Below are 20,431 nucleotides of genomic sequence, written 5' to 3'. Positions count from 1 at the left end.
GCCGGAATGGAATACGTCAATCTGGGCCGTAGCGGCCTCAAGGTATCGCGGCTGTGCATGGGCACCATGTCGTTTGGCAGTTCGCAATGGCGGCCCTGGGTGCTGGATGAGGCCGACAGCCGTCCCATCCTGCAGCGGGCGCTGGCACTGGGCATCAACTTTTTTGACATGGCGGACTTCTACTCGCTGGGTGTGGGCGAGGAAGTGGTGGGCCGCACCCTGCTGCAACAGACCCGGCGCGAGCAACTGGTGCTGGCCAGCAAGGCCTTTTACGCCATGGGCAACGGGCCCAACGATGGCGGCCTGTCACGCAAGCACCTGATGGATGCCATTGACGGCTCGCTGCGGCGCATCGGCACCGACTATCTGGACTTGTACATCGTGCATGGTTTCGACCCGGACACCCCGATCGAAGAAACCATGGAGGCCTTGCACGACATCGTCAAAAGCGGCAAGGCGCGCTACATCGGTGCTTCCACCATGTATGCCTGGCAGTTTGCCCGCATGCAGCATGTGGCAGAACGCCATGGCTGGACCCGCTTCGTATCCATGCAATGCCAGCTTAATGCCGCCTACCGCGAAGAAGAGCGCGAAATGATTCCATTCTGTCAGGACCAGGGCATTGCGGTGACGCCATTCAGCCCGCTGGCCCGCGGCCTGTTGTCCGGTGCGGCCGATTCGCTGCGCAACCAGACCGACAATTTTACCCAGGAATTCTACGGCGACGAAGTGTCCTGGCAAATCGGCAAGGCGGTGGAACGGGTGGCGGCGGTGCGTGGCGTGGCTCCGGCCCAGGTGGCGCAGGCCTGGGTGCTGCGTCGGCCGGGTGTCACCTCCATGCTGGTGGGCGCGGATGCCGTCTCCCAGCTGGAGCTGGCAGTTGCCGCGCTGGATTTGCAGCTGAGCGATGCCGAATGTTTTGAAATCGACCGCCATTACACCCCGTGTGATGTGATCAACGACCACCACAATGCGCAGCGCATTCCGCGCACGCCCCGCTAAGGACGACCCATGCTTGCATTGAACAATCCGGCATTGCTGCGCCAGCAGGCGCTGATTGACGGCCAATGGCAGGACGCCGACAAGGGCCAGCGCCTGGCTGTCCATAATCCCGCCAATGGCAACCTGATTGCACACGTCCCGGCCATGGGCGCGGCGGAAACCCGGCGTGCCATTGCAGCGGCAGCCCAGGCCCAGGCGCAGTGGCAGTTGCAGACCGGCAAGGCCAGGTCGGTGCTGCTGCGCCGCTGGTATGAACTGATCATGGCCAATCAGGAAGATCTGGCCGTCATTCTCACCAGCGAACAAGGCAAGCCACTGGCCGAGGCGCGCGGTGAAATTGCCTACGCCACCAGCTTTGTCGACTGGTTTGCCGACGAAGCCAAGCGTGGCTATGGCGATGTGGCCCCCACACCGCAGGCCGACAAGCGCATCGTGGTGATCAAGCAGCCAATCGGTGTGGCGGCGGCCATCACCCCGTGGAATTTCCCGGCGGCCATGATCACCCGCAAGGCGGCCCCGGCGTTTGCCGCCGGTTGTGCCATGGTGCTCAAACCGGCCAGCCAGACGCCGTTGAGCGCATTGGCGCTGGCCGAACTGGCCATGCAGGCCGGGCTGCCCGCCGGCTTGTTCAATGTGCTCACCGGTTCGGCGTCGCTGATCGGGGAAGAACTGACCGCCAGTGCCGTGGTGCGCAAACTCAGCTTTACCGGTTCCACCGAAGTCGGCCGCCGCCTGATGGCGCAGTCCGCACCCACCATCAAGAAGTTGTCGCTGGAGCTGGGCGGCAATGCCCCGTTCATCGTGTTTGACGATGCCGATCTGGATGCCGCAGTAGAAGGTGCCATGGTGTCCAAGTTCCGCAACGCCGGTCAGACCTGCGTCTGTGCCAACCGTATTTATGTACAGCGTGCGGTGTACGACAGCTTTGCCGCCAAGCTGGTAACAGCGGTGCAGGCCTTGAAGGTGGGCGATGGCATGGAGCCGGGCAGCACACAAGGGCCGTTGATTGACGACAAGGCCGTGGCCAAGGTGGAGGAGCATATCGCCGATGCCCTGGCCAAGGGCGGCCGCCTGCTGTGTGGTGGTGGGCGTCATGCGCTGGGTGGCAGTTTTTTTGAGCCGACGGTGATTGCCGATGCCCGTCCGGACATGCTGTTTGCCCGCGAAGAAACCTTCGGGCCGCTGGCTCCGCTGTTCTGTTTTGACGACGTAGAGGACGTGATCCGGGCGGCCAATGACAGCGAGTTCGGCCTGGCTTCCTACTTTTACAGCCGCGACCTGAGCCGGGTGTGGCATGTGGCAGAACAACTGGAATGCGGCATGGTGGGAATCAATACCGGGCTTATTTCCAACGAGGTCGGCCCCTTTGGCGGCATCAAGCAGTCCGGCCTGGGGCGTGAAGGCTCGCGCTACGGCATGGATGAATATCTGGAAAGCAAATACCTGTGCTTTGGCGGCCTGTGATGCCATTGCCACGATCTGCAAGCTTGCGCTCAGGAAGGGGGAATCTCATGAACCGCACCTGAAGCCCCGCTTAGTACCTTCATGCCAAAGAGAACAACAGGAGAGACAACATGCAAGGCAAACATTTGATTGGAGTCAGCCTGGCCATGCTATGGCTGGGTAGCAGCAACCTTAGCCAGGCGGGCAGCTGGTGTGCCGCTGGCAAACCGGTGAAGATGGCTGGCATCACCTGGGAGTCGGGGCAGTTTTATGCTGCCGTGATCGGCGAAATCATCCGCAGCGGCTATGGCTGCCAGGTAGAAACCGTTCCGGGCAGCACGGCGGCCACCGAGACCGCACTGGTCAATGGCGACTTGCAGCTGTGGACCGAGCAATGGAATCGCACCGACATCATCAAGAAGGGGGTCGAGTCCGGCAAGATCAAGCTGATTGGCGACTTGCTGCAAGGCGGCGCCTATGAAGGATTCTTCGTGCCGGATTATGTCATCAAGGGCGATGCCCGGCGTGGCATCAAACCCATGGCACCGGGCTTGCAGTCGGTGGCGGACTTGCCCCGCTACAAGGATTTGTTCCGCGACGAAGAAGAACCGGGCAAAGGCCGTTTTCTCAACTGCCCCAGCGGCTGGGATTGCGAACGCATCAATACCCAGAAGCTGAAGGCCTACAAGCTGGAGAGCAGCTATACCAATTTCCGCGCCGGTACCGGTTCGGCCATGGATGCAGCCATTTCCTCGGCCTACGCACGCGGCAAACCGGTGTTGTTCTACTACTGGGCACCGGCCACGCTGATGGGCCGTTACAAGTTCATCCAGCTCAAGGAGGCGGCTTACAACGCCAAATGCTGGCCCACCCTGCAGGCCAACAAGGGCGAGCCACCATGTCCTTCCGCCACCCCGGCAACCAGTTTGCAGGTGGGTATCGGCAGCCAGTTCATGGCAGCCGAACCGGCCATTGTCGCCTTCATCAACAAGGTGAAACTCAGCCCGGATCTGCTTAACCGCACCATTGCCAGAATGAGCGAGCAAAAGCAGAGCCCGGAAGCGACGGCGCGTGAATTCCTCAAACAGCAGCCCGCCATCTGGAAGTCCTGGGTGCCTGCCGACATCGCCCTCAAGGTACAGCAGGCAGTGAAGTGATAAGGCAACACCGGCTGACCGTAGCAAGTCAGCCGGTATTGGCCGGTCACGTGAGAAAAGGATAATTCCATGCCAGACATTTTTCTGCAGTTTTCCTTTGCCGACAGCATCAATCAGTTTGTCAGCTGGCTGGTGCGTGAGTACGGCGACCTGTTCCATCAACTGACAGCGGTATTGCTGAGCACGCTGCTGGTGCCGCTGGAGCGTGCCCTCCTGGCCTTGCCACCACTGCTGGTGCTGTTGATTGTGGCCGGGCTGTGTTACCACGGCACGCGCCGCAAGAGTGTGACGGCGCTGATGGTGGGCGGTTTGTACCTGATCGGCTGCCTGGGCTTGTGGGACAAGCTGATGCAAACCCTGGCGCTGATGGTGGTTGCCACCCTGCTGACCATGCTCATCGGCGTACCGCTGGGCATCATGATGTCGCGCAGTCAGCGTCTGCGCTGGCTGCTGGTGCCGGTACTGGACGTGATGCAGACCCTGCCTACCTTTGTCTACCTGATTCCGGTGCTGATGCTGTTTGGCCTGGGCAAGGTGCCGGCCATCTTTGCCACCATCATCTATGCCTTGCCGCCGCTGGTACGACTGACCGATCTGGGCATCCGCCAGGTGGATGGCGACTTGCTGGAAGCGGCCCGTTCCTTTGGCACCACCCGCTGGCAATTACTGTTTGGCGTACAACTGCCGCTGGCGCGCCCCAGCATCATGGCGGGCATCAACCAGTCCATCATGATGGCGCTGGCCATGGTGGTGATTGCGTCGATGATCGGTTCGCGCGGCTTGGGCGAGGATGTGCTGGCCGGTATCAACAATATGGATATGGGCAAGGGCATGCAGGCCGGGCTGGCCATTGTCATCCTGGCTATCGTCATCGACCGTATCAGCCAGGCCTACGGACAGGATGGCCGGCTGAAACGGACAGTGCGGCAGAAAAGAAAGGCAGGGGTGAGCGCATGAGCAAGATCGAGGTACGCCATGTGTACAAGGTGTTCGGCCGGGAGAGTCAGCCGGTGATGGCCCTGTTGCAGCAGCAGTGCAGCAAGGCCGAGGTGCTGGCCCGCACCGGGGTCAATGTCGGGCTGATTGATGTCAGTCTCAATATCGAGGCCGGCGAAATTTTCGTGATCATGGGCCTGTCCGGATCAGGCAAGTCCACCCTGGTCAGGCACTTCAACCGTCTGATCGAGCCGAGCAGCGGTCAGATTCTGGTGGATGGCGAAGACATCCTGCGCTATGACGAAGCACAGTTGCTGGCCTTGCGACGCAACAAGATCAGCATGGTGTTTCAGGGCTTTGGCCTGCTGCCACACCAGACTGTGCTGGAAAATGCCGCCTACGCATTGCTGACCAAGGGCGTGGCACGCAACGATGCGCTGGACCAAGCCAGGCAGTGGCTGGACAGGGTGGGCTTGGCTGCTTACGAGGACAAATATCCCGATGAACTGTCCGGCGGCATGCGCCAGCGGGTTGGTCTGGCCCGTGCTCTGGCGGCTGATACCGACATCATCCTGATGGATGAAGCATTCAGCGCGCTGGACCCGCTGATCCGTAGCGAAATGCAAGAGCAGCTACTGGCCTTGCAGTCTGGCTTGCACAAGACCATCGTGTTCATCACCCATGATCTGGACGAGGCATTGCGCATTGGCAACCGCATTGCCATCCTGCGTGATGGCCAGCTGGTGCAGCTTGGCACCCCAAGTGATATTCTCACCCGGCCTGCAGATGATTACGTGCAGCGTTTTGTCGAAAAACGGGCAGTACAGCCGCTAGCCGGTTGATTGCCTGTGGCAGCGTGGTACATGGCAGACCGCCCACCATACCGGTGGGCGGTTTTCTGTTTGCAGCCACCGGCGGGCGCCGGTGGTGACACAGCACTTTGGTAGTCGTTTTGCGGCCAGTCCGGACGGTGTTGTGGCAGGATAATGACAATGTTTTGAAGCGCAATGGCAAGGGGTGAGGCGCGCATGGAAGGCGAACTGGTGGTACAGCGTAGTTGGCGCAGCATGTTGCGGGCCGTGGCCAGCCTGTTGCTGGCTTATGCCTTGCTGGTGGTGGGCAATGCGCTGGGCAATACCGAAACCTCGCTCAGCCTGCTGGCCAACGGCGTGCCGGTGGCCGTGGCGGGCATGGTGCAGTCGGCCTACTATGCCGGGTTTTTCATCGGCGGCTTTTTTTGCAGCGGCATGATCCGCCAGTATGGCCATCACCGCGCCTTTGCCGCGCTTACCGCCATCATCTGTGTGCTGACCCTGTGTCAGGCCCTGTTTACTTCCCCCTGGCTGTGGCTGCTGGCCCGCCTGGGCAATGGCCTGGCCATGGTGGGCATCTATATGGTGGTGGAAAGCTGGCTCAACGGCTGTGTGAGCAATAGCCAGCGCGGCCAGCTGTTTTCGCTCTACCTGATCATCAGTTATCTGGGTGCCAGTGCCGGGCAATGGCTGCTCAAGCTGCCATTTTCCCAGCCCGGCTGGGCGTTCATCATCGTGGCCATGCTGTTTGCCCTGGCCATCATGCCGGTGACCCTGACCCAGCAACAGCCCCAGGTTTTGCCTGCGCCGTCATCCGGCAATGTGCTGGCGCGTGCCTTGCGCACCTTGCGTCTGCTGGGGCGGCGAGCGCCGCTCAGCCTGGTGGGCGCACTGCTGGCAGGCTGTTTCAACAGTGCTTTTTACACCATGTTGCCCGCCATGCTCAGTCAGCTGGGCAAGTCAGCGGCGGATATCGCCGGTTTCATGGGCATGGCCTTGCTGGCTGCACCCTTGCTGCAATGGCCAATGGGCAAATGGGCGGACAGTAGCGACCGTGCCCAGCTACTGGCCTACTCGGCACTGGTGGTGGCAGTGTTGTCGCTGTTGCTGATACTGCTGACCGGCTCGGGCTGGATGCTGCCGCTGGTGATGGTGTATGTGGCGATTGCCTTTACCTTTTACGGCACGCTTAGCGGCATTGCCAACGATGCCATGCCGCCGCGCCATCGGGTTGAAATCAGCGCGTCCTTGCTGATGGTGTATGCACTGGGCGGCACGCTGGGGCCTGTGCTGTGTTCTACCGTGATGGCTGCTGTCGGACCGTCTGGTTATTTCGTGGTGTCGCTGGGCCTGGCCGCCTTGCTGGGCGTGTACGCGCAGTGGACGGTCAAGCGCTGGCCCTTGCCCAGCCTGTTACCGCCGCGCTGAGCGACGTTTTGTCACCCGGCTGATTCATCATGCGGTTTTTCCTCTGGCGAAAGCATCATTCCATGACGGTAAAAATCTTCCGTGGCAGTGCCGTACTGGCGCTGCTGGGCTTGCTGGTGTCGTGGGCGGTGCATGCCGCCAATGCCGATGCCTTGTGGAATATCGTGCATCAGCAATGTGTGCCGCACTGGCAACAGACACAAGACCCGGCCCCTTGCGCCCAGCTGGAGATGGCGCAGGGTGAGGCGCAAGGACATGCCGTGCTCAAGGATATTCACGGTGTACTGCAATATCTGTTGATTCCCACCGCGCGGGTCAGCGGCATCGAAAGCCCCTTGCTGTTGCAAACTGACGCGCCGGATTACTGGGCCGCCGCCTGGCGGGCGCGGCAGTGGATGGAGCGGCTGCACGGCAGTGTGCTACCGCGTGAGGCGGTGGCCCTGACGGTAAACTCGCAATGGGGCCGCAGCCAGAACCAGCTGCACATTCATGTTTCCTGCGTCCGGCCGGAACTGCCCGCCCGCCTGCAACAGGCTGGCATCGGGCCGCACTGGCAGCCGCTGCCAGGTGGCATCAACGGCCATGCCTATCTGGCGCGGGCGGTGTCGGGGGGGGCGCTGGATGGCGTACAACCATTTCGCTTGCTGGCCGATGAAGTGGCAGGTGCCAGTACGCAGATGGCCAGCTACACCCTGGCAGTGATTGCCACCCGCCTGGATGACGGGCCGGGGTTCTGGTTACTGGCCAGCAAGGCGGATGTGCTGGCCGGCAACTTTGCCTCCTCCGAGGGCGATGTGCAGGACCATGACTGTCAGGTGTTGTCACCTCAGCCAGCTAGGCCATGATGCCGGGGGCCGGACAGCGCCCAGGCACACACGCCGGTCAGGCTGCATGCCGCCCCGGTCAGCACCACCCCCGTCCAGCCCCAGTGGCCATAGGCCCAGGCTGAAGCCAGCGAACCGGCGGCCCCGCCGATGAAATAGCTGGTCATATAGGCTGAGGTCAGCCGGTTACGGGCTTCCGGCCGGATGCGGTAAATCGCCCCCTGATTGCTGACATGGCAGCCCGCCACCCCCAGGTCCAGCAGCAAGATGCCCAGCAGCAAGGCGGTAATCGAGTGCGGTGCCAGCGCCAGCGGCAACCAGGCCAGCAACATCAGCCCCAGGCTGAGCCGGGAGGCCAGCGCCCCGTGGCCCTTGTCACTCAGCCGTCCCACGATATTGGCGGACAAGGCTCCGGCTGCACCGGCCAGGCCAAACAGGCCGATGGTGCTGTTGGAAAAACCGAATGGCGGTGCAGACAGCAAGAACGCGACGGAAGTCCACATCACGCTGAACGTGGCAAAGGACATGGCACCCAGCAGGCCGCGCAGGCGCAGGGTGGGTTCTTCCGCAAACAGGCGCAACACGGACTGCAGCAGCGCACCATAGCGCAAGCCCGGTGTGGCAGGCGTGTGCGGCAGCTGACGGGCCAGTACCAGCGTCATCAGCAGCATGCCGCCGGTGCCGCACCAGTACACGGTGTGCCAGCCGCCCAGGTCGGCCAGGCTGCCAGCCACAGTGCGGGCCAGCAAAATGCCGGTGAGCAGGCCGCTCATGATGGTGCCCACCACCCGGCCGCGCTCGGCTTCACTGGCCAGGCTGGCACCCAGTGGCAGCAGGATTTGCGCCACTACCGAGCACACACCGGCGATGGCGGTACCCAGCAATAACTGGCTGATGCTGGTGGCCGTAGCGCTGATCAACAGGCCGCCACTGGCCAGCGACATCATCAAGAGAATCAGCCGCCGTCGTTCCAGCATGTCGCCCAAGGGCACAATCAGCAGCAAGCCCAGGGCATAGCCTAGTTGCGCCGTGGTGATGATGCTGCCGGCACTAGCGGCGCGGATGCCCAGTTCGCGACTGATTTCCGGCAACAAGGGCTGGGCGTAATAATTACCGGCTACGGCCAGGCCGGTGGCGCCTGTCATCAGCCACATCAGCAGTGGACTGAGGCCGCCATGTGCATGGCCGGGGTGGGGTAGGGTGTGGGTGGTGGACATGTGTTGGCTTTCGGTTGTGGGCTGCACAAGGGTTGTTTGAGCCGCTAACAAAAAACCTGCTGCTGCGTTGCGCCTCCTTGCCGTACTTTTATGTACTGTCGGCGTCGGCCGGCCTTGCCCCAAGGACGCTAGGCTGGTTTGTTAGCTGCTCTTAATGCATGCGGTAGCAGTATCTACTGGCCTAAAGAATGACTCCAATGTATTGTTTTCATGTTTTTGATCGTGAAACGAGATGGATTGAATGAACTTGCGCCAGATTGATTACGTGCTGGCGGTGGCCGAAGAAGAAAGCTTCACCCGTGCGGCCGAGCGCTGTCATACCGTGCAGTCCGCCCTTAGCCATCAGATTGCCCGGCTGGAGCAAGAGTTTGCCGCCCGCTTGTTCGAACGGACTTCGCGGCAGGTCACGCTCACCCCCGCCGGGCAAACCTTCGTCAAGCATGCCCGTCAGGTGCGGGAAGCCGCGCAAAGGCTGGAGGATGAAATGGCGGCTGCTACCGGGGAAATCCGCGGTAGCTTGCGCATAGGCTGTATTTCCACGCTTGGCCGGCTGGATTTGCCGGCCCTGCTGGCGCAATACCATCGCCGTCATCCGCAGGTGGACATCAAACTGTCCATGGGCATGAGCGATGTGATGATGGACGAGCTGCGTGTGCAGCAGATCGACGTGGCCTTTCTTGGTGTGTGGCCGGGAGAGCCGGTGCTGGGGCTGGATGCCCGTTTGCTGTGGGAGGAGCCCTTGCTGGCCTTGCTGCGTCCGGACCACCCGCTGGCCGCCTTGCCGCAGCTGGATTTGCAACAGCTGGCGGGCTGCACGCTGGTGGACTGGCCTGCCGGCAGCGGGCCACGGCAACAAACCGACATGGCATTTGCGGCCCAGGGTATCAAGCGCAGGGTCTGTTTCGAGGTGAACCATGCCGACATGCTGGTCAGCCTGGTGCAAACCGCCGCTGCGGTGGGGATGGTCCCCGCCATGAGAGCCGACCAGCATGCCGGACTGGTGGCGCTGCCCGTACGGGATGGCCCGCGCCGCCGGGTATACCTGGCCAGTCACGAGAGCCCGACGCCGGCGACAGCCGCTTTCCTTAGCCTGCTAAACCATCATTTGCCACCTGACCCGGACGGCGCAAACACATGAGAAATGCAGCCCGCAGACGGAGGCCGGCATGAGCGGTAGCGTATTTGCCCTGCTGATGCTGGCTGCGGCGCTGCATGCCAGCTGGAATATCATGATCAAGGCGGCGGCCTCCGCCTGGTTCGGCACCGTGCTGGTGGCGGGGTGTGCCAGCCTTCTGGCCCTGTGTGCCTTGCCCTGGCTGCCTGCTCCGGCCGAGGCCAGCTGGCCTTTTATCGGTACGTCGGTGGTGTTGCAGCTGCTGTATCTGTGGCTGATTGCCCGCAGCTACGGCCAGGCGGATCTGGGCCTGGTATACCCGGTGATGCGCGGTACGGCCCCCTTGCTGGTGGCGCTGTGCAATGTCGTGGTACTGGGTGAAAGGCTCAGCGGCATGGCGCTGGCCGGTATCGGTGTGTTGTGCGCCGGTTTGCTGGGCATGGCGGCATCCGTACTGAAAGAACGCCGCAAGGGGCTGTGGCTGGCCTTGCTCAATGCGCTGGTGATTGCCGGCTATACCCTGGTGGACGGGGTGGGGGTGCGGCTGTCCGCGGCACCGCTCAGTTATACCTTGTGGATATTCCTGCTGTGCGGTCTGCCCTTGCCGCTGTGGGCGGTGTTGCGGCAAGCAGCCGCGCTGCAGCGTGCCTGGCAGCAGGACTGGTGGCGCGGCCTGCTGGGCGGGCTGGGCACCATCAGTTCCTATGGCATTGCCCTGTGGTCCATGACCCGGGCACCGCTTGCGGTGGTGGCCGCGTTGCGCGAAACCTCCATCCTGTTCGGCTTGCTGCTGGCCTGGCTATTACTGGGCGAGCGGGCTGGCCGTTTGCGGCTGCTGGCGGCTGCGGTGATGGTGCTGGGAGCCTGCTTGCTGCGGCTGGCCTGAACGGCTGGCAGGCTTCTTGCGTTGGTCTGGCTGTTCCTTCCGGCAGGACCATATTGTGTCTCACTCTCCACCTTCGCCCCCCCAGCAAGTCATCCAGCTGCGTCGTGATTACAACAGCTGGGTGGCGCGTGAATCGCTGGAAGACTACGCCCTGCGTTTTACCCCGCGCCGTTTCCGCCAGTGGTCGCTGTGGCGGGTGGCCAATACCGCGCTGGGTGGCGCTGCGTCTTTTCTGGTGCTGGAAGCCGTGGGTGCCACCATGCTGGTGCAAGCCGGTTTTTTCAATGCCTTGCTGGCCATTTTGCTGACCGGGCTGGTGATTCTGCTGGCAGGGCTGCCCATTTCGGTCTATGCCGCCCGCTACGGGGTGGACATGGATTTGCTCACCCGTGGTGCCGGTTTCGGTTACATCGGCTCCACTGTCACTTCGCTGGTGTATGCGTCTTTCACCTTCATTTTCTTTGCGCTGGAAGCGGCCATCATGGCCTATGCGCTGGAGCTGGGTTTCGGTATTCCACCAGTAGCCGGCTATCTGCTGTGCGCCTTGCTGGTGCTGCCGCTGGTCACCCACGGCGTCACCGCCATCAGCCGCCTGCAAAGCTGGACCCAGCCCCTGTGGCTGCTGTTACTGGTGCTGCCTTATGCGTTTTTGCTGTGGCAGGAGCCTGAAGCCCTGCAAGGGCTGTGGCATTACCCTGGTGCGCAGGGGACGGGCATGCAGTTTGATTTGCGCCGTTTTGGTGCGGCTTTTGCCGTGGGCATTGCGCTGATCACCCAGATGGGCGAACAGGCCGACTACCTGCGCTTCATGCCGCCGCGCACGGCTGACAATGCCCGCAGCTGGTGGCTGGCCTGCCTGCTGGGCGGGCCGGGCTGGGTATTGCCAGGGGTGGCCAAGATGCTGGGTGGCGCGCTGCTGGCCTGGCTGGCCTTGCGTAATGCGGTGCCGCTGGCCAAGGCGGTGGACCCGAACCAGATGTATCTGATTGCCTACTCGCATGTGTTCAGCGACGGGCATCTGGCCATTGCCGCCACCACGCTGTTTGTCATTGTTTCCCAGCTGAAAATCAACGTCACCAATGCCTATGCCGGTAGTCTGGCGTGGTCCAATTTCTTTTCCCGGCTTACTCATAGCCATCCGGGCCGGGTGGTATGGGTGGTGTTCAACACCGTGATTGCCCTGCTGTTGATGGAGCTGGAAGTGTTCCAGGCGCTGGGCCAGGTACTGGCGCTGTACAGCAATATCGCCATTTCCTGGATCATGACCGTGGTGGCGGATTTGCTGATCAACAAGCCGCTGGGCCTGAGCCCGCGCGGCATCGAGTTTCGCCGTGCCTATCTGTACGACATCAACCCGGTAGGGCTGGGGGCGATGACGCTGGCGTCCTTGCTGGCGGTGGCGGCCCATCTGGGGGCGCTGGGCGAGGTGGCGCAGGCCTTGTCGCCGCTGGTGGCCATGTGTGCGGCCTTGCTGCTCACGCCCTTGTTTGCCTGGCTGAGCGGTGGGCGTTACTACCTGGCGCGCCTTCCTTCGGCCACTCGTCATGCCCATCACCGCTGTGTGCTGTGCCAGCGCGAGTACGAAGCCGAGGACATCGTGGTTTGCCCGGCCTATCAAGGGCATATCTGCTCGCTGTGCTGCACGCTGGACGTACGTTGCGGCGATTTGTGCAAGCCGCAGGCTACGCTAGCGGCGCAATGGCAGGGCTTGTTGCAACGGCTGTTGCCACGCGGTTTGCAGCCATATCTGCAACGCGGGCTGGGGCATTATTTATTGCTGATGGCCGGTATCAGCACCTTCTGGCTGTTGCTTTTGGGCCTGTTGTACTTCATCGCCTTGCAGGAAGGTGCGGTGGCCGGGCTGGCCGGGCTGCTGTTCCGCCTGTTTGCCGTGCTGCTGCTAGCCAGTAGCGTGCTGGCCTGGTGGATGGTGCTGACCCATAACAGCCGACAGGTAGCGCAGGAGGAGTCGCGCCGTCAGACCGGTTTGTTGCAGCGCGAAATCGACCTGCATCGCCAGACCGACCAGCTGCTGCAACAAGCGCGGGAAGCGGCCGAGCAAGCCAATCAGGCCAAGAGCCGCTATGTCACCACCATCAGCCACGAGCTGCGCACTCCGCTCAACAGCATTCTGGGCTATGCGCAAATCCTGCATGCCGATGCCAGCCTGCCAGCGGCAGCGCGCCAGTCTGTGGAGGTGGTGCGCCGCAGTGGCGACCATCTGCTGTCGGTGATTGAAGGCACCATGGACATTGCCCGTATCGAAAGCGGCAAGCTGACGCTGGACATGCGCCCACTGGATTTCACCGCTTTCATGCAGCAGCTGGTGGCCATGTTTAGCCTGCAAGCGCAGCAAAAGGGGCTGGATTTCAGCTTTGTCCCGCAAGGCGAACTGCCGACCGTGGTGCGGGCCGATGAAAAGCGGCTGCGGCAAATCCTGATCAATCTGCTGGGCAATGCGGTCAAGTTCACCGAACGTGGCGAGGTCAGTCTGGGTCTGCGCTATCAGCGCGAGATGGCCACCTTTACCATTCGCGATACCGGCCCCGGCATTGCCCCGGCCGACCAGCCACGGCTGTTTGAGCCGTTTGAACGCGGTAAACAGTCGCAGCAGGGCGGTAGCGGCTTGGGCCTGACCATCAGCAAGATGCTGACCGACCTGATGGGCGGGGAAATCCGCCTGGACAGTGCGCCGGGGCAGGGGGCGCTGTTCACCGTGCGGCTGTTCCTGCCCGCGCTGTACGGCCAGCAAGCCGAACAGGCCATCCCGCGCCAGCAGCGTACCGGCTATCTGGGGCTGCGCCGCCGGGTGCTGCTGGTGGACAACGAGGCAGTGGACCGCACCATGTTGCGCCACATGCTGCACGCACTGGGGTTTGAGCTGGCCGAGGCCAGTAACGGGGAGGACTGTCTGGCACAGTTGCCGGTCTTCCGCCCGCATGCGGTGTTCATGGACCTGGCCATGCCAGGCATGGATGGCTGGCAGACCTTGCGTGCTATTCGTCAGGCGCAGGCAGGCATGGCGGATGGCGCTGCACTGGCCATCATCTCGGCCAATGCCTTTGAAAAGGGGCAGGACAACGATGTCGGCATCCTCCCGGCCGACTTCTTCGTCAAGCCTATCCGTATCGACGACATTCTGGACTGGCTGGGAAGACGCTTGCAGCTGGAATGGCAAACGGCCAGCCAGCCGGTTTCCGCCCCTGCCTTGCAAGGCCTGCACACCAGTGCTGCCACGCTTACCCTGCCAGATGCCGCCTTGCTGCACCCGCTGCGCGAGGCGCTGGAGCTGGGCTACCCCAAGGGGGTGAAAGCGGCATTGCAGACCTTGTCCGAACAGGCGGCCGAACATGGCGAATTCCTGCGCCGTGCCCAGAGTCTGGTGGACGCCTTCCGCTTTGATGCACTGCGCAGCTTGTTGCAGTACCAGGAAGAAACAGATTGATGGAGCAAGACTGATGGAACAGGCGGCCAACCGCAGCGCGCTGGTGCTGATCGTGGATGATGTGCCGGACAACCTGCAATTGCTGCACGATGCACTGGATGCCGCCGGTCATACCGTGCTGGTGGCCACCCATGGCGAAGCCGCCTTGCAACGGGCCAGGCTCAGCCTGCCGGATGTGATCCTGCTGGATGCGGTAATGCCGGGCATGGATGGCTTTGAGGTAGCGCGACGCCTGAAGCAGGATTATGTCACCCGGCCCATTCCCATTGTGTTCATGACCGGTCTCACCGACAGCGAACACGTGGTGGCAGCCTTTGCCGCCGGTGGTGCGGACTATGTCACCAAACCCCTGCGTCCGCCGGAAGTGCTGGCGCGCATTGCCGCCCATACCGCCAATGCCCGTCAGATGCAGCAGGCCAGCAGCGCGCTGGATGCTTTTGGTCAGGCCACCCTGGCACTGAACCCCGACAACGGGCGACTGGTGTGGCAAACCGCGCTGGCACGCCAGTTGTTGCAGCGCTATTTCGGGGTGGAAGACCAACAAGCCCCGGAGGCGCTGTGGCGCTGGGCAGCGCTGGCGCAGCAGGCCAGGCTGCAAGGGGAGGATTTGCCGGGGCAATGGCCGGGCGAAGCCGGGCAGAAGCTGCTGGCCAGCTTCCATCTGACGCCCGGCGAGCCGGAATGGCTGGTGGTGTTGCGCGAAGAAGGGCTGCAAGCCACGCTGGCAGCACTGATTGCGGCCTTCCGGCTGACCCAGCGCGAAGCCGAAGTGCTGCACTGGCTGAGCCTGGGCAAGACCAACCGTGACATTGCCGACATCCTGGGCATGAGCCCGCGCACGGTCAACAAGCACCTGGAGCATGTGTTTGCCAAGCTGGGGGTGGAAACCCGCACCTCCGCCGCCGCCATGGCGCTGGGGCGCGGACATGCTTGAGGCCCGGTAACAAAAAAACGCACCCGGTTTCTCTACGCGGTTTGCTCAGCGTTTGTTAATGCGGCTAACAAAATAGCGTAGCGTCCCTGGGGCAAGGCGTGCCGACGCAGACAGTACACTGAGTACGGCAAGGAGGCGCAACGCAGCAGGGTTTTTGTTAGCCGCACTTGGCCCGAAACGGTTACTTCACAAGCTGTCATGTTCGGCAAACACCTCTTTTGCCGCAAACATGCCGTTGAGCGCGGCGGGAAAACCGGCATACACCGCCATCTGCAGGATGGTTTCGTGGATTTCCTGCTGGCTGAGGCCGACATTGAGCCCGGCGGCAATATGCACTTTCAGCTGCGGTGTGGCATTGCCCAGTGCCGTCAGCGCGGCAATGGTGGCCAGCTCGCGCTGTTGCAGGCTGAGGCCTGGGCGGTTGTACACCTCACCAAAACCGAATTCTATGATGTAACGCCCCAAATCCGGGCTGATGTCCTGCAAGCTGGCAATCACGCGTTCGCCCGCTGCGGCGTCGACTTCACGCAGGCGGTTCCAGCCTTGTTGGTAAAGAGAGTGGGTCATGTGCTGCTCCTGTGCTGTCCGGCTGGACATCCGCTTGCAAGGCGCAGGCAAGTTCGGCGTAGAAGGCCACCTTGTCGCGCATGACGCTGAGATTGTCTTGCAATGTCGCCAGCCGGTTTTCCAATGTCAGCACATGCTGTTGCAGCATCTGCTGACGCCGGACCACACTGTCCAGTTGCTGTCCGTCGCGGCGCAGCGTGGCGTAGGCCAGCATGTCCTGTATCGACATGCCGGTGCCACGCAAACGCAGCAAGAAGGCAATCCAGCGCTGGTCGGCTTCGCCATAGCAGCGGTGACCGCTGTGGGTACGATGGATAGGGTCGATCAGCCCGATTTCCTCGTAGTAGCGCAAGGTATGGGCGGACAGCCCGCAGCGCTGTGCCATTTGGCGGATGGTCAGTGTGGTCATGGTGTTCAGCCTGAAGCTTCGAGTGCACTTTAAGTCAAGCCTGATGATAGCCTGATTGCGCGCTGCGCAGATTCGCGCATGCCAGATGGCTGTGCTAGATTGGCCCGCTTGTCCTATACGCCTGATTTTGCCCAGGAGCCGTGTCGTGCTTTCTCCCCGCCAGTTGTTCAAGCGCCTGTCCGGCAGGCTTACCGCCCTGTTTGGCCGCGGCCTGGTGCTGTCCATGTCGTCCATCTTGCTGGGCGGGGTGTTGCTGATGCTGCTGGGGCTGTGGCTCACCAATGCGGCCGCCCCCACCACCCTGACCATTACCAGCGGGCCACCGGGCAGCGTATTCCAGAAAACTGCAGTGCGTTACCAGCAAATCCTGGCGCGCGAGGGGGTGAAGGTGAAGATTCTTCCTTCCGATGGCTCGCTGGATAATCTGCATCGTCTGCTCGACCGGCGTCAGACCGTGGATGTGGGTTTTGTGCTGGGCGGGGAGGTCGCCAATGCCGATACCAAAAGCCTGATGTCGCTGGGCAGCATTTCCTATCAACCCTTGATGGTGTTCTACCGTGGTGCAGTACGGCCGCTATTGTCCGATTTCAAGGGGCAGCGGCTGGAAATCGGCGAGGCGGGCAGCGGCACGCACAATCTGGCGCTGGCCTTGCTCAAACTCAATGGCATCACCCCCGGTGACGGCACCGTGCTGCTGGACACGGTGGCAGGCAATGCGGTGAAGGCCTTGCTGGACAATCAGGTGGACGCGCTGTTCGTGATGGGCGATTCCACCTCTACCGACCTGTTGCGCCAGCTGCTGCACACGCCGGACATTCATCTGTTCAACTTTGCCCAGGCGGATGCCTATGCGCGCCGGGTCAGTTACCTGAACAAACTGACTTTGCCGCGCGGCGGGCTGGATCTGGGCAAGGACATACCCGAAACCGATACCCAGCTGATTGGCCCCACCGTGGAGCTGATCGCCCGTGAGGGCCTGCATCCGGCCTTGTCCGACCTGCTGCTGGAAGCCGCGCGGGAAGTACATGGCAAGCCGGGGCTGTTCAAGAAAGCGGGGGAGTTTCCGGTGCTGGCCGAGCATGAAATCCGCCTCAGCCCGGATGCCCATCGTTATTACGCCTCCGGCAAAAGCTGGCTGTACCGCACCTTTCCCTTCTGGCTGGCAGGGCTGGTGGCCCGCGCGCTGGCAGTCATCCTGCCGCTGGTGCTGTTGCTGATTCCCGCCCTCAAGGTGGCACCGGCCATTTACCGTTGGCGCATCCAGTCCGGCATCAATCGCTGGTATCGGGTGCTGTTCGACATCGAGCGCGAGGCAGTGGCGCAGCGTACCGTGCCGGGCAAGCAGCAAGAGTTGCTGCACCGCTTGGCCCATGTGGATGCCACTGTCAGCAAGATTGTGGTGCCGGCGGCCTTTGGTGATTTGCTGTACGAGCTGCGCGGCCATATCGACTTTGTGCGCAGCCGCTTGCAGGCGGATGCCGCCAGTGCCGATCTGCCAGTACCGCCGGACCCAGCCGACTGAACCCGGTTCGCGGCCCTGGGTGGCCCGGTGAGGGGGCTTGATGCGGGCAAGGGCTCAGCCTGTGGCCTGCCGCGTGCGTTGTTGTCGGCTGCTGAAGACAAACAGCAGGGCCATGCCCCACAACACGGCCACCATCCAGCCCGAACCGGCATGCTGCATCAAGAGGCCGGTGGCAGCCGGGCTCAGGCTGCTGGACGCATTCCAGCTGAGCGAAATCAGCCCGGAAATACGCAATAGCGCGGCACCGCTGAATAATTCGCCACTCGCCACCATCGCCAGGGTGTAGATGGCACCGGCACAACCGCCCAGCACAAACAGATAGGCCTCCCACAGCAGCGGCAGCTGCATCATCCACGGCAGCAAGGGTAGCAGCAGGCAGACCAGCACCCCGCACAGCAGATGTATCCGGCGGCGGCCAAGGTGGTCGGCCAGCCAGCCAATGCCAAACTGCAAGGTGGCATCGCCTGCCAGCAAAATGGAGGCCGAGGCCAGCGCGTGGCTCTGGCCCATGCCACCCTCCATGGCCACCAGCGGCAGAAAGCTCAGCATCACGGTATCGAAAGAGGCAAAAAACGCTGTGCCCAGCAAGATGGAAGGTGCACTGCGCACGATGCCCAGCCAGCCGGTATTGCTGGCCTTGTCATCCGCAGTGGACGCTGTGTGTTGCGTATGACTGCCGTCACGTGCTTCCGGTCTGGCCAGCATGATGCCCGGTATCCCCAGCAAAAACAGCGCGCCACACAGCAGGAAAGCCCGATCCGGCCAGCGTGCCAGCAGGTCGGTCAACAAAGGGCCAAGCACCTGGCAGGCGGTAAAACAGGTGGAGTAAAGCGCGACGATGCGGCCACGCGCATGGTCTCCCGCCAGGGTGTTGATCCAGCTCTCGCCCAGCACAAACAGCGGGGCCATGGCCGCACCAAACAGGAAGCGCGCCAGCAGCCAGCCGGGAATCGATTGCAGGAATTGCAGCGGCATCACCGACAGTGTGGCCAGCAGCAGGCAGCCCAGCATCACATTGCGCCGTCCCAGCCGCAGTGCCAGCGCGGGCGCCGCCATGGTGGCCAGCACACCGCCCAGCGCACTGGCGGCTACGGTCCAGCCAATGACTTCCGGGCTGAAACCACGAGCGGTGAGGGCAAGCGCAGTCAGCGGCATGGTACTGCCCAGGCCCAGGCCTAGCAGGGCAACACTGAAGATCACCGCGGCGAAATCACGCCAGGCGCTGCGTGGCAGCATGAACAGCTCCGTGGGAAATGGGAGAGACAGCCTAGCACAAGGGCATGGCGCTGCGCCAAGCCATCCTGGATACCCCTGCGCAGCCATCTACGTCATGTAACGTATTTTGCTGATCCGGTCCGGATCGTACTCTGATGACGCAGCGCAACATCCACACCAATCATCAGGGGAATCTCATGGCAAGCACTCGTCGCACTTTTCTGAAGTCCGCTCCGCTGGTTCTGGCCGCCGCCGGTCTGTTGTCCATGCCGGCCTTTGCCGCCGACACCATCAAGGTAGGGGTTCTGCACTCCCTGTCCGGCACCATGGCCATTTCGGAAACTTCGCTCAAGGACATGGCGCTGTTTGCCATCGACCAGATCAACGCCAAGGGCGGGGTGCTGGGCAAAAAGCTGGAACCGGTGGTGGTGGACCCGGCCTCCAACTGGCCGCTGTTTGCCGAAAAGGCCCGCCAGCTGCTGAGCAAGGACAAGGTAGCCGTCACCTTTGGCTGTTGGACCTCGGTATCGCGCAAATCGGTACTGCCGGTGTACGAAGAACTCAACGGCCTGCTGTTCTATCCGGTGCAGTACGAGGGTGAAGAAATGTCGCCCAATGTGTTCTACACCGGTGCCGCTCCCAACCAGCAAGCCATTCCGGCGGTGGAATACCTGATGAGCAAGGAAGGCGGCGCAGCCAAGCGCTTCTTCCTGCTGGGGACCGACTATGTCTACCCGCGTACCACCAACAAGATTCTGCGTGCCTTCCTGCACAGCAAGGGCGTGAAGGACGAGGACATTCAGGAGATGTACACCCCGTTCGGGCATAGCGATTACCAGACCATCGTCGGCAACATCAAGAAGTTCGCCGCCGGTGGCAAGACGGCGGTCATTTCCACCATCAATGGCGACTCCAACGTGCCCTTTTACAAGGAACTGGGCAACCAGGGCCTGAAGGCGACCGACGTGCCGGTGGTGGCCTTCTCTGTAGGTGAGGAAGAACTCAAGGGCATTGATGCCAAGCCGCTGGTGGGCCATCTGGCTGCCTGGAACTACTTCATGAGCGTGAAGAACCCGGTCAACAGCAAGTGGATTGCCGACTACCGAGCCTGGGCCAAGAAAAAGGGCCTGGCCAATGCCGACAAGCTGGTGACCAACGATCCGATGGAAGCCACTTATGTGGGCATCAATATGTGGGCCGAAGCGGTGAAAAAAGCCGGCACCACCGATGTGGCTGCGGTGACCAAGGCCATGGCCGGCATCAAGTTTGCCGCCCCGTCCGGCTTTACCCTGGAAATGGACCCGAAAAACCATCACCTGCACAAGCCGGTGATGATTGGTGAAATCCAGTCCAACGGCCAGTTCTCGGTGGTATGGAAGACCAAAGCCCCGATTCGCGCCCAGCCGTGGAGCCCCTTTATCCCGGGGAATGACAAGAAGCCCGATACCCCGGTGAAGAGCAAGTAATAGCGGCTGACAAAATCCCTGCAGCAGCGTTGCGCCTCCTTGCCGTACTGCTTG

Annotated in this window: 16 protein-coding genes and 1 pseudogene; 13 read left to right on the top strand and 4 right to left on the bottom strand. The window is 62.1% G+C overall.

Annotation, left to right across the window (positions count from 1 at the left end):
* Positions 1-6: 6 nt before the first annotated feature.
* The 7 genes from HWX34_RS00470 (at position 7) to HWX34_RS00440 (ending at position 7,623) form a co-directional block, all read left to right on the top strand.
* Positions 7-1,002 (top strand): aldo/keto reductase, encoded by a 996-nt coding sequence (locus HWX34_RS00470; protein ID WP_178970477.1) that lies wholly within the window; start codon positions 7-9, stop codon positions 1,000-1,002.
* Between the two features lie 9 nt (positions 1,003-1,011).
* Entirely contained in the window at positions 1,012-2,466 is a 1,455-nt protein-coding gene (locus tag HWX34_RS00465; RefSeq protein WP_178970476.1) for an NAD-dependent succinate-semialdehyde dehydrogenase, read from the top strand.
* A 110-nt stretch (positions 2,467-2,576) separates the two neighbouring features.
* Entirely contained in the window at positions 2,577-3,602 is a 1,026-nt protein-coding gene (locus HWX34_RS00460) for an ABC transporter substrate-binding protein (RefSeq protein WP_178970475.1), read from the top strand.
* 69 nt (positions 3,603-3,671) lie between these two features.
* Positions 3,672-4,559 carry a proline/glycine betaine ABC transporter permease gene (locus HWX34_RS00455; RefSeq protein WP_178970474.1) on the top strand — a complete coding sequence of 296 codons (888 nt, stop codon included), beginning with the start codon at positions 3,672-3,674 and terminating at the stop codon, positions 4,557-4,559.
* The gene (locus tag HWX34_RS00450; RefSeq protein ID WP_178970473.1) at positions 4,556-5,380 is read left to right on the top strand and encodes a glycine betaine/L-proline ABC transporter ATP-binding protein; all 825 of its coding nucleotides are present in this window, start codon (positions 4,556-4,558) and stop codon (positions 5,378-5,380) included. The genes HWX34_RS00455 and HWX34_RS00450 overlap by 4 nt, the downstream gene beginning before the upstream one ends.
* Positions 5,381-5,566: 186 nt before the next feature.
* Complete coding sequence (locus tag HWX34_RS00445; protein WP_178970472.1) at positions 5,567-6,778, top strand: MFS transporter; 1,212 nt, start codon at positions 5,567-5,569, stop codon at positions 6,776-6,778.
* A 62-nt stretch (positions 6,779-6,840) separates the two neighbouring features.
* The gene (locus HWX34_RS00440) at positions 6,841-7,623 is read left to right on the top strand and encodes a CDP-diacylglycerol diphosphatase (protein ID WP_178970471.1); all 783 of its coding nucleotides are present in this window, start codon (positions 6,841-6,843) and stop codon (positions 7,621-7,623) included.
* On the opposite strand, the gene HWX34_RS00435 is transcribed toward HWX34_RS00440, so the two are convergent.
* Positions 7,605-8,819 carry an MFS transporter gene (locus HWX34_RS00435; protein WP_178970470.1) on the bottom strand — a complete coding sequence of 405 codons (1,215 nt, stop codon included), beginning with the start codon at positions 8,817-8,819 and terminating at the stop codon, positions 7,605-7,607. The two genes, HWX34_RS00440 and HWX34_RS00435, sit on opposite strands and share 19 nt — an antisense overlap.
* 241 nt (positions 8,820-9,060) lie before the next feature.
* On the opposite strand from HWX34_RS00435, the gene HWX34_RS00430 reads away from it, so the two are divergent.
* The 4 genes from HWX34_RS00430 to HWX34_RS00415 are packed head-to-tail and all read left to right on the top strand — an operon-like array spanning position 9,061 to position 15,198.
* Complete coding sequence (locus tag HWX34_RS00430) at positions 9,061-9,957, top strand: LysR family transcriptional regulator (protein WP_178970469.1); 897 nt, start codon at positions 9,061-9,063, stop codon at positions 9,955-9,957.
* Between the two features lie 28 nt (positions 9,958-9,985).
* Positions 9,986-10,819, top strand: coding sequence for an EamA family transporter (locus HWX34_RS00425; RefSeq protein ID WP_178970468.1), 834 nt, complete (start codon positions 9,986-9,988; stop codon positions 10,817-10,819).
* Between the two features lie 55 nt (positions 10,820-10,874).
* On the top strand, positions 10,875-14,264 hold the full coding sequence (locus HWX34_RS21525; protein WP_218644996.1) for an ATP-binding protein: 3,390 nt from the start codon (positions 10,875-10,877) through the stop codon (positions 14,262-14,264).
* A gap of 13 nt (positions 14,265-14,277) precedes the next feature.
* Positions 14,278-15,198 carry a DNA-binding response regulator gene (locus HWX34_RS00415; RefSeq protein ID WP_178970467.1) on the top strand — a complete coding sequence of 307 codons (921 nt, stop codon included), beginning with the start codon at positions 14,278-14,280 and terminating at the stop codon, positions 15,196-15,198.
* A gap of 186 nt (positions 15,199-15,384) precedes the next feature.
* On the opposite strand, the gene HWX34_RS00410 is transcribed toward HWX34_RS00415, so the two are convergent.
* Positions 15,385-15,765 carry a carboxymuconolactone decarboxylase family protein gene (locus HWX34_RS00410; RefSeq protein WP_178970466.1) on the bottom strand — a complete coding sequence of 127 codons (381 nt, stop codon included), beginning with the start codon at positions 15,763-15,765 and terminating at the stop codon, positions 15,385-15,387.
* A complete protein-coding gene (locus HWX34_RS00405; protein WP_178970465.1) occupies positions 15,722-16,174 on the bottom strand; it encodes a MerR family transcriptional regulator in 453 nt (150 codons plus the stop codon). Before HWX34_RS00405 ends, HWX34_RS00410 begins: the two co-directional genes overlap by 44 nt.
* 145 nt (positions 16,175-16,319) lie before the next feature.
* Between HWX34_RS00405 and HWX34_RS00400 the strand changes: the two genes are divergently transcribed.
* Entirely contained in the window at positions 16,320-17,696 is a 1,377-nt protein-coding gene (locus tag HWX34_RS00400; RefSeq protein ID WP_218644995.1) for a TAXI family TRAP transporter solute-binding subunit, read from the top strand.
* 54 nt (positions 17,697-17,750) lie between these two features.
* Here the strand turns inward: HWX34_RS00400 and HWX34_RS00395 are convergent, their stop codons facing one another.
* Positions 17,751-18,932, bottom strand: coding sequence for an MFS transporter (locus HWX34_RS00395; RefSeq protein WP_178970463.1), 1,182 nt, complete (start codon positions 18,930-18,932; stop codon positions 17,751-17,753).
* Positions 18,933-19,189: 257 nt separating this feature from the next.
* Here HWX34_RS00395 and urtA point away from each other — a divergent pair.
* Positions 19,190-20,377, top strand: a pseudogene (gene urtA, locus HWX34_RS00390) (urea ABC transporter substrate-binding protein); the annotation flags it as partial.
* Positions 20,378-20,431: the final 54 nt, after the last annotated feature.

The sequence above is a fragment of the Aquitalea sp. LB_tupeE genome (assembly GCF_013391415.1).
Classification (GTDB): domain Bacteria; phylum Pseudomonadota; class Gammaproteobacteria; order Burkholderiales; family Chromobacteriaceae; genus Aquitalea.
Note: the sequence above shows the minus strand (reverse complement) of the source record. Positions and strands in the feature narration are given on the sequence as shown.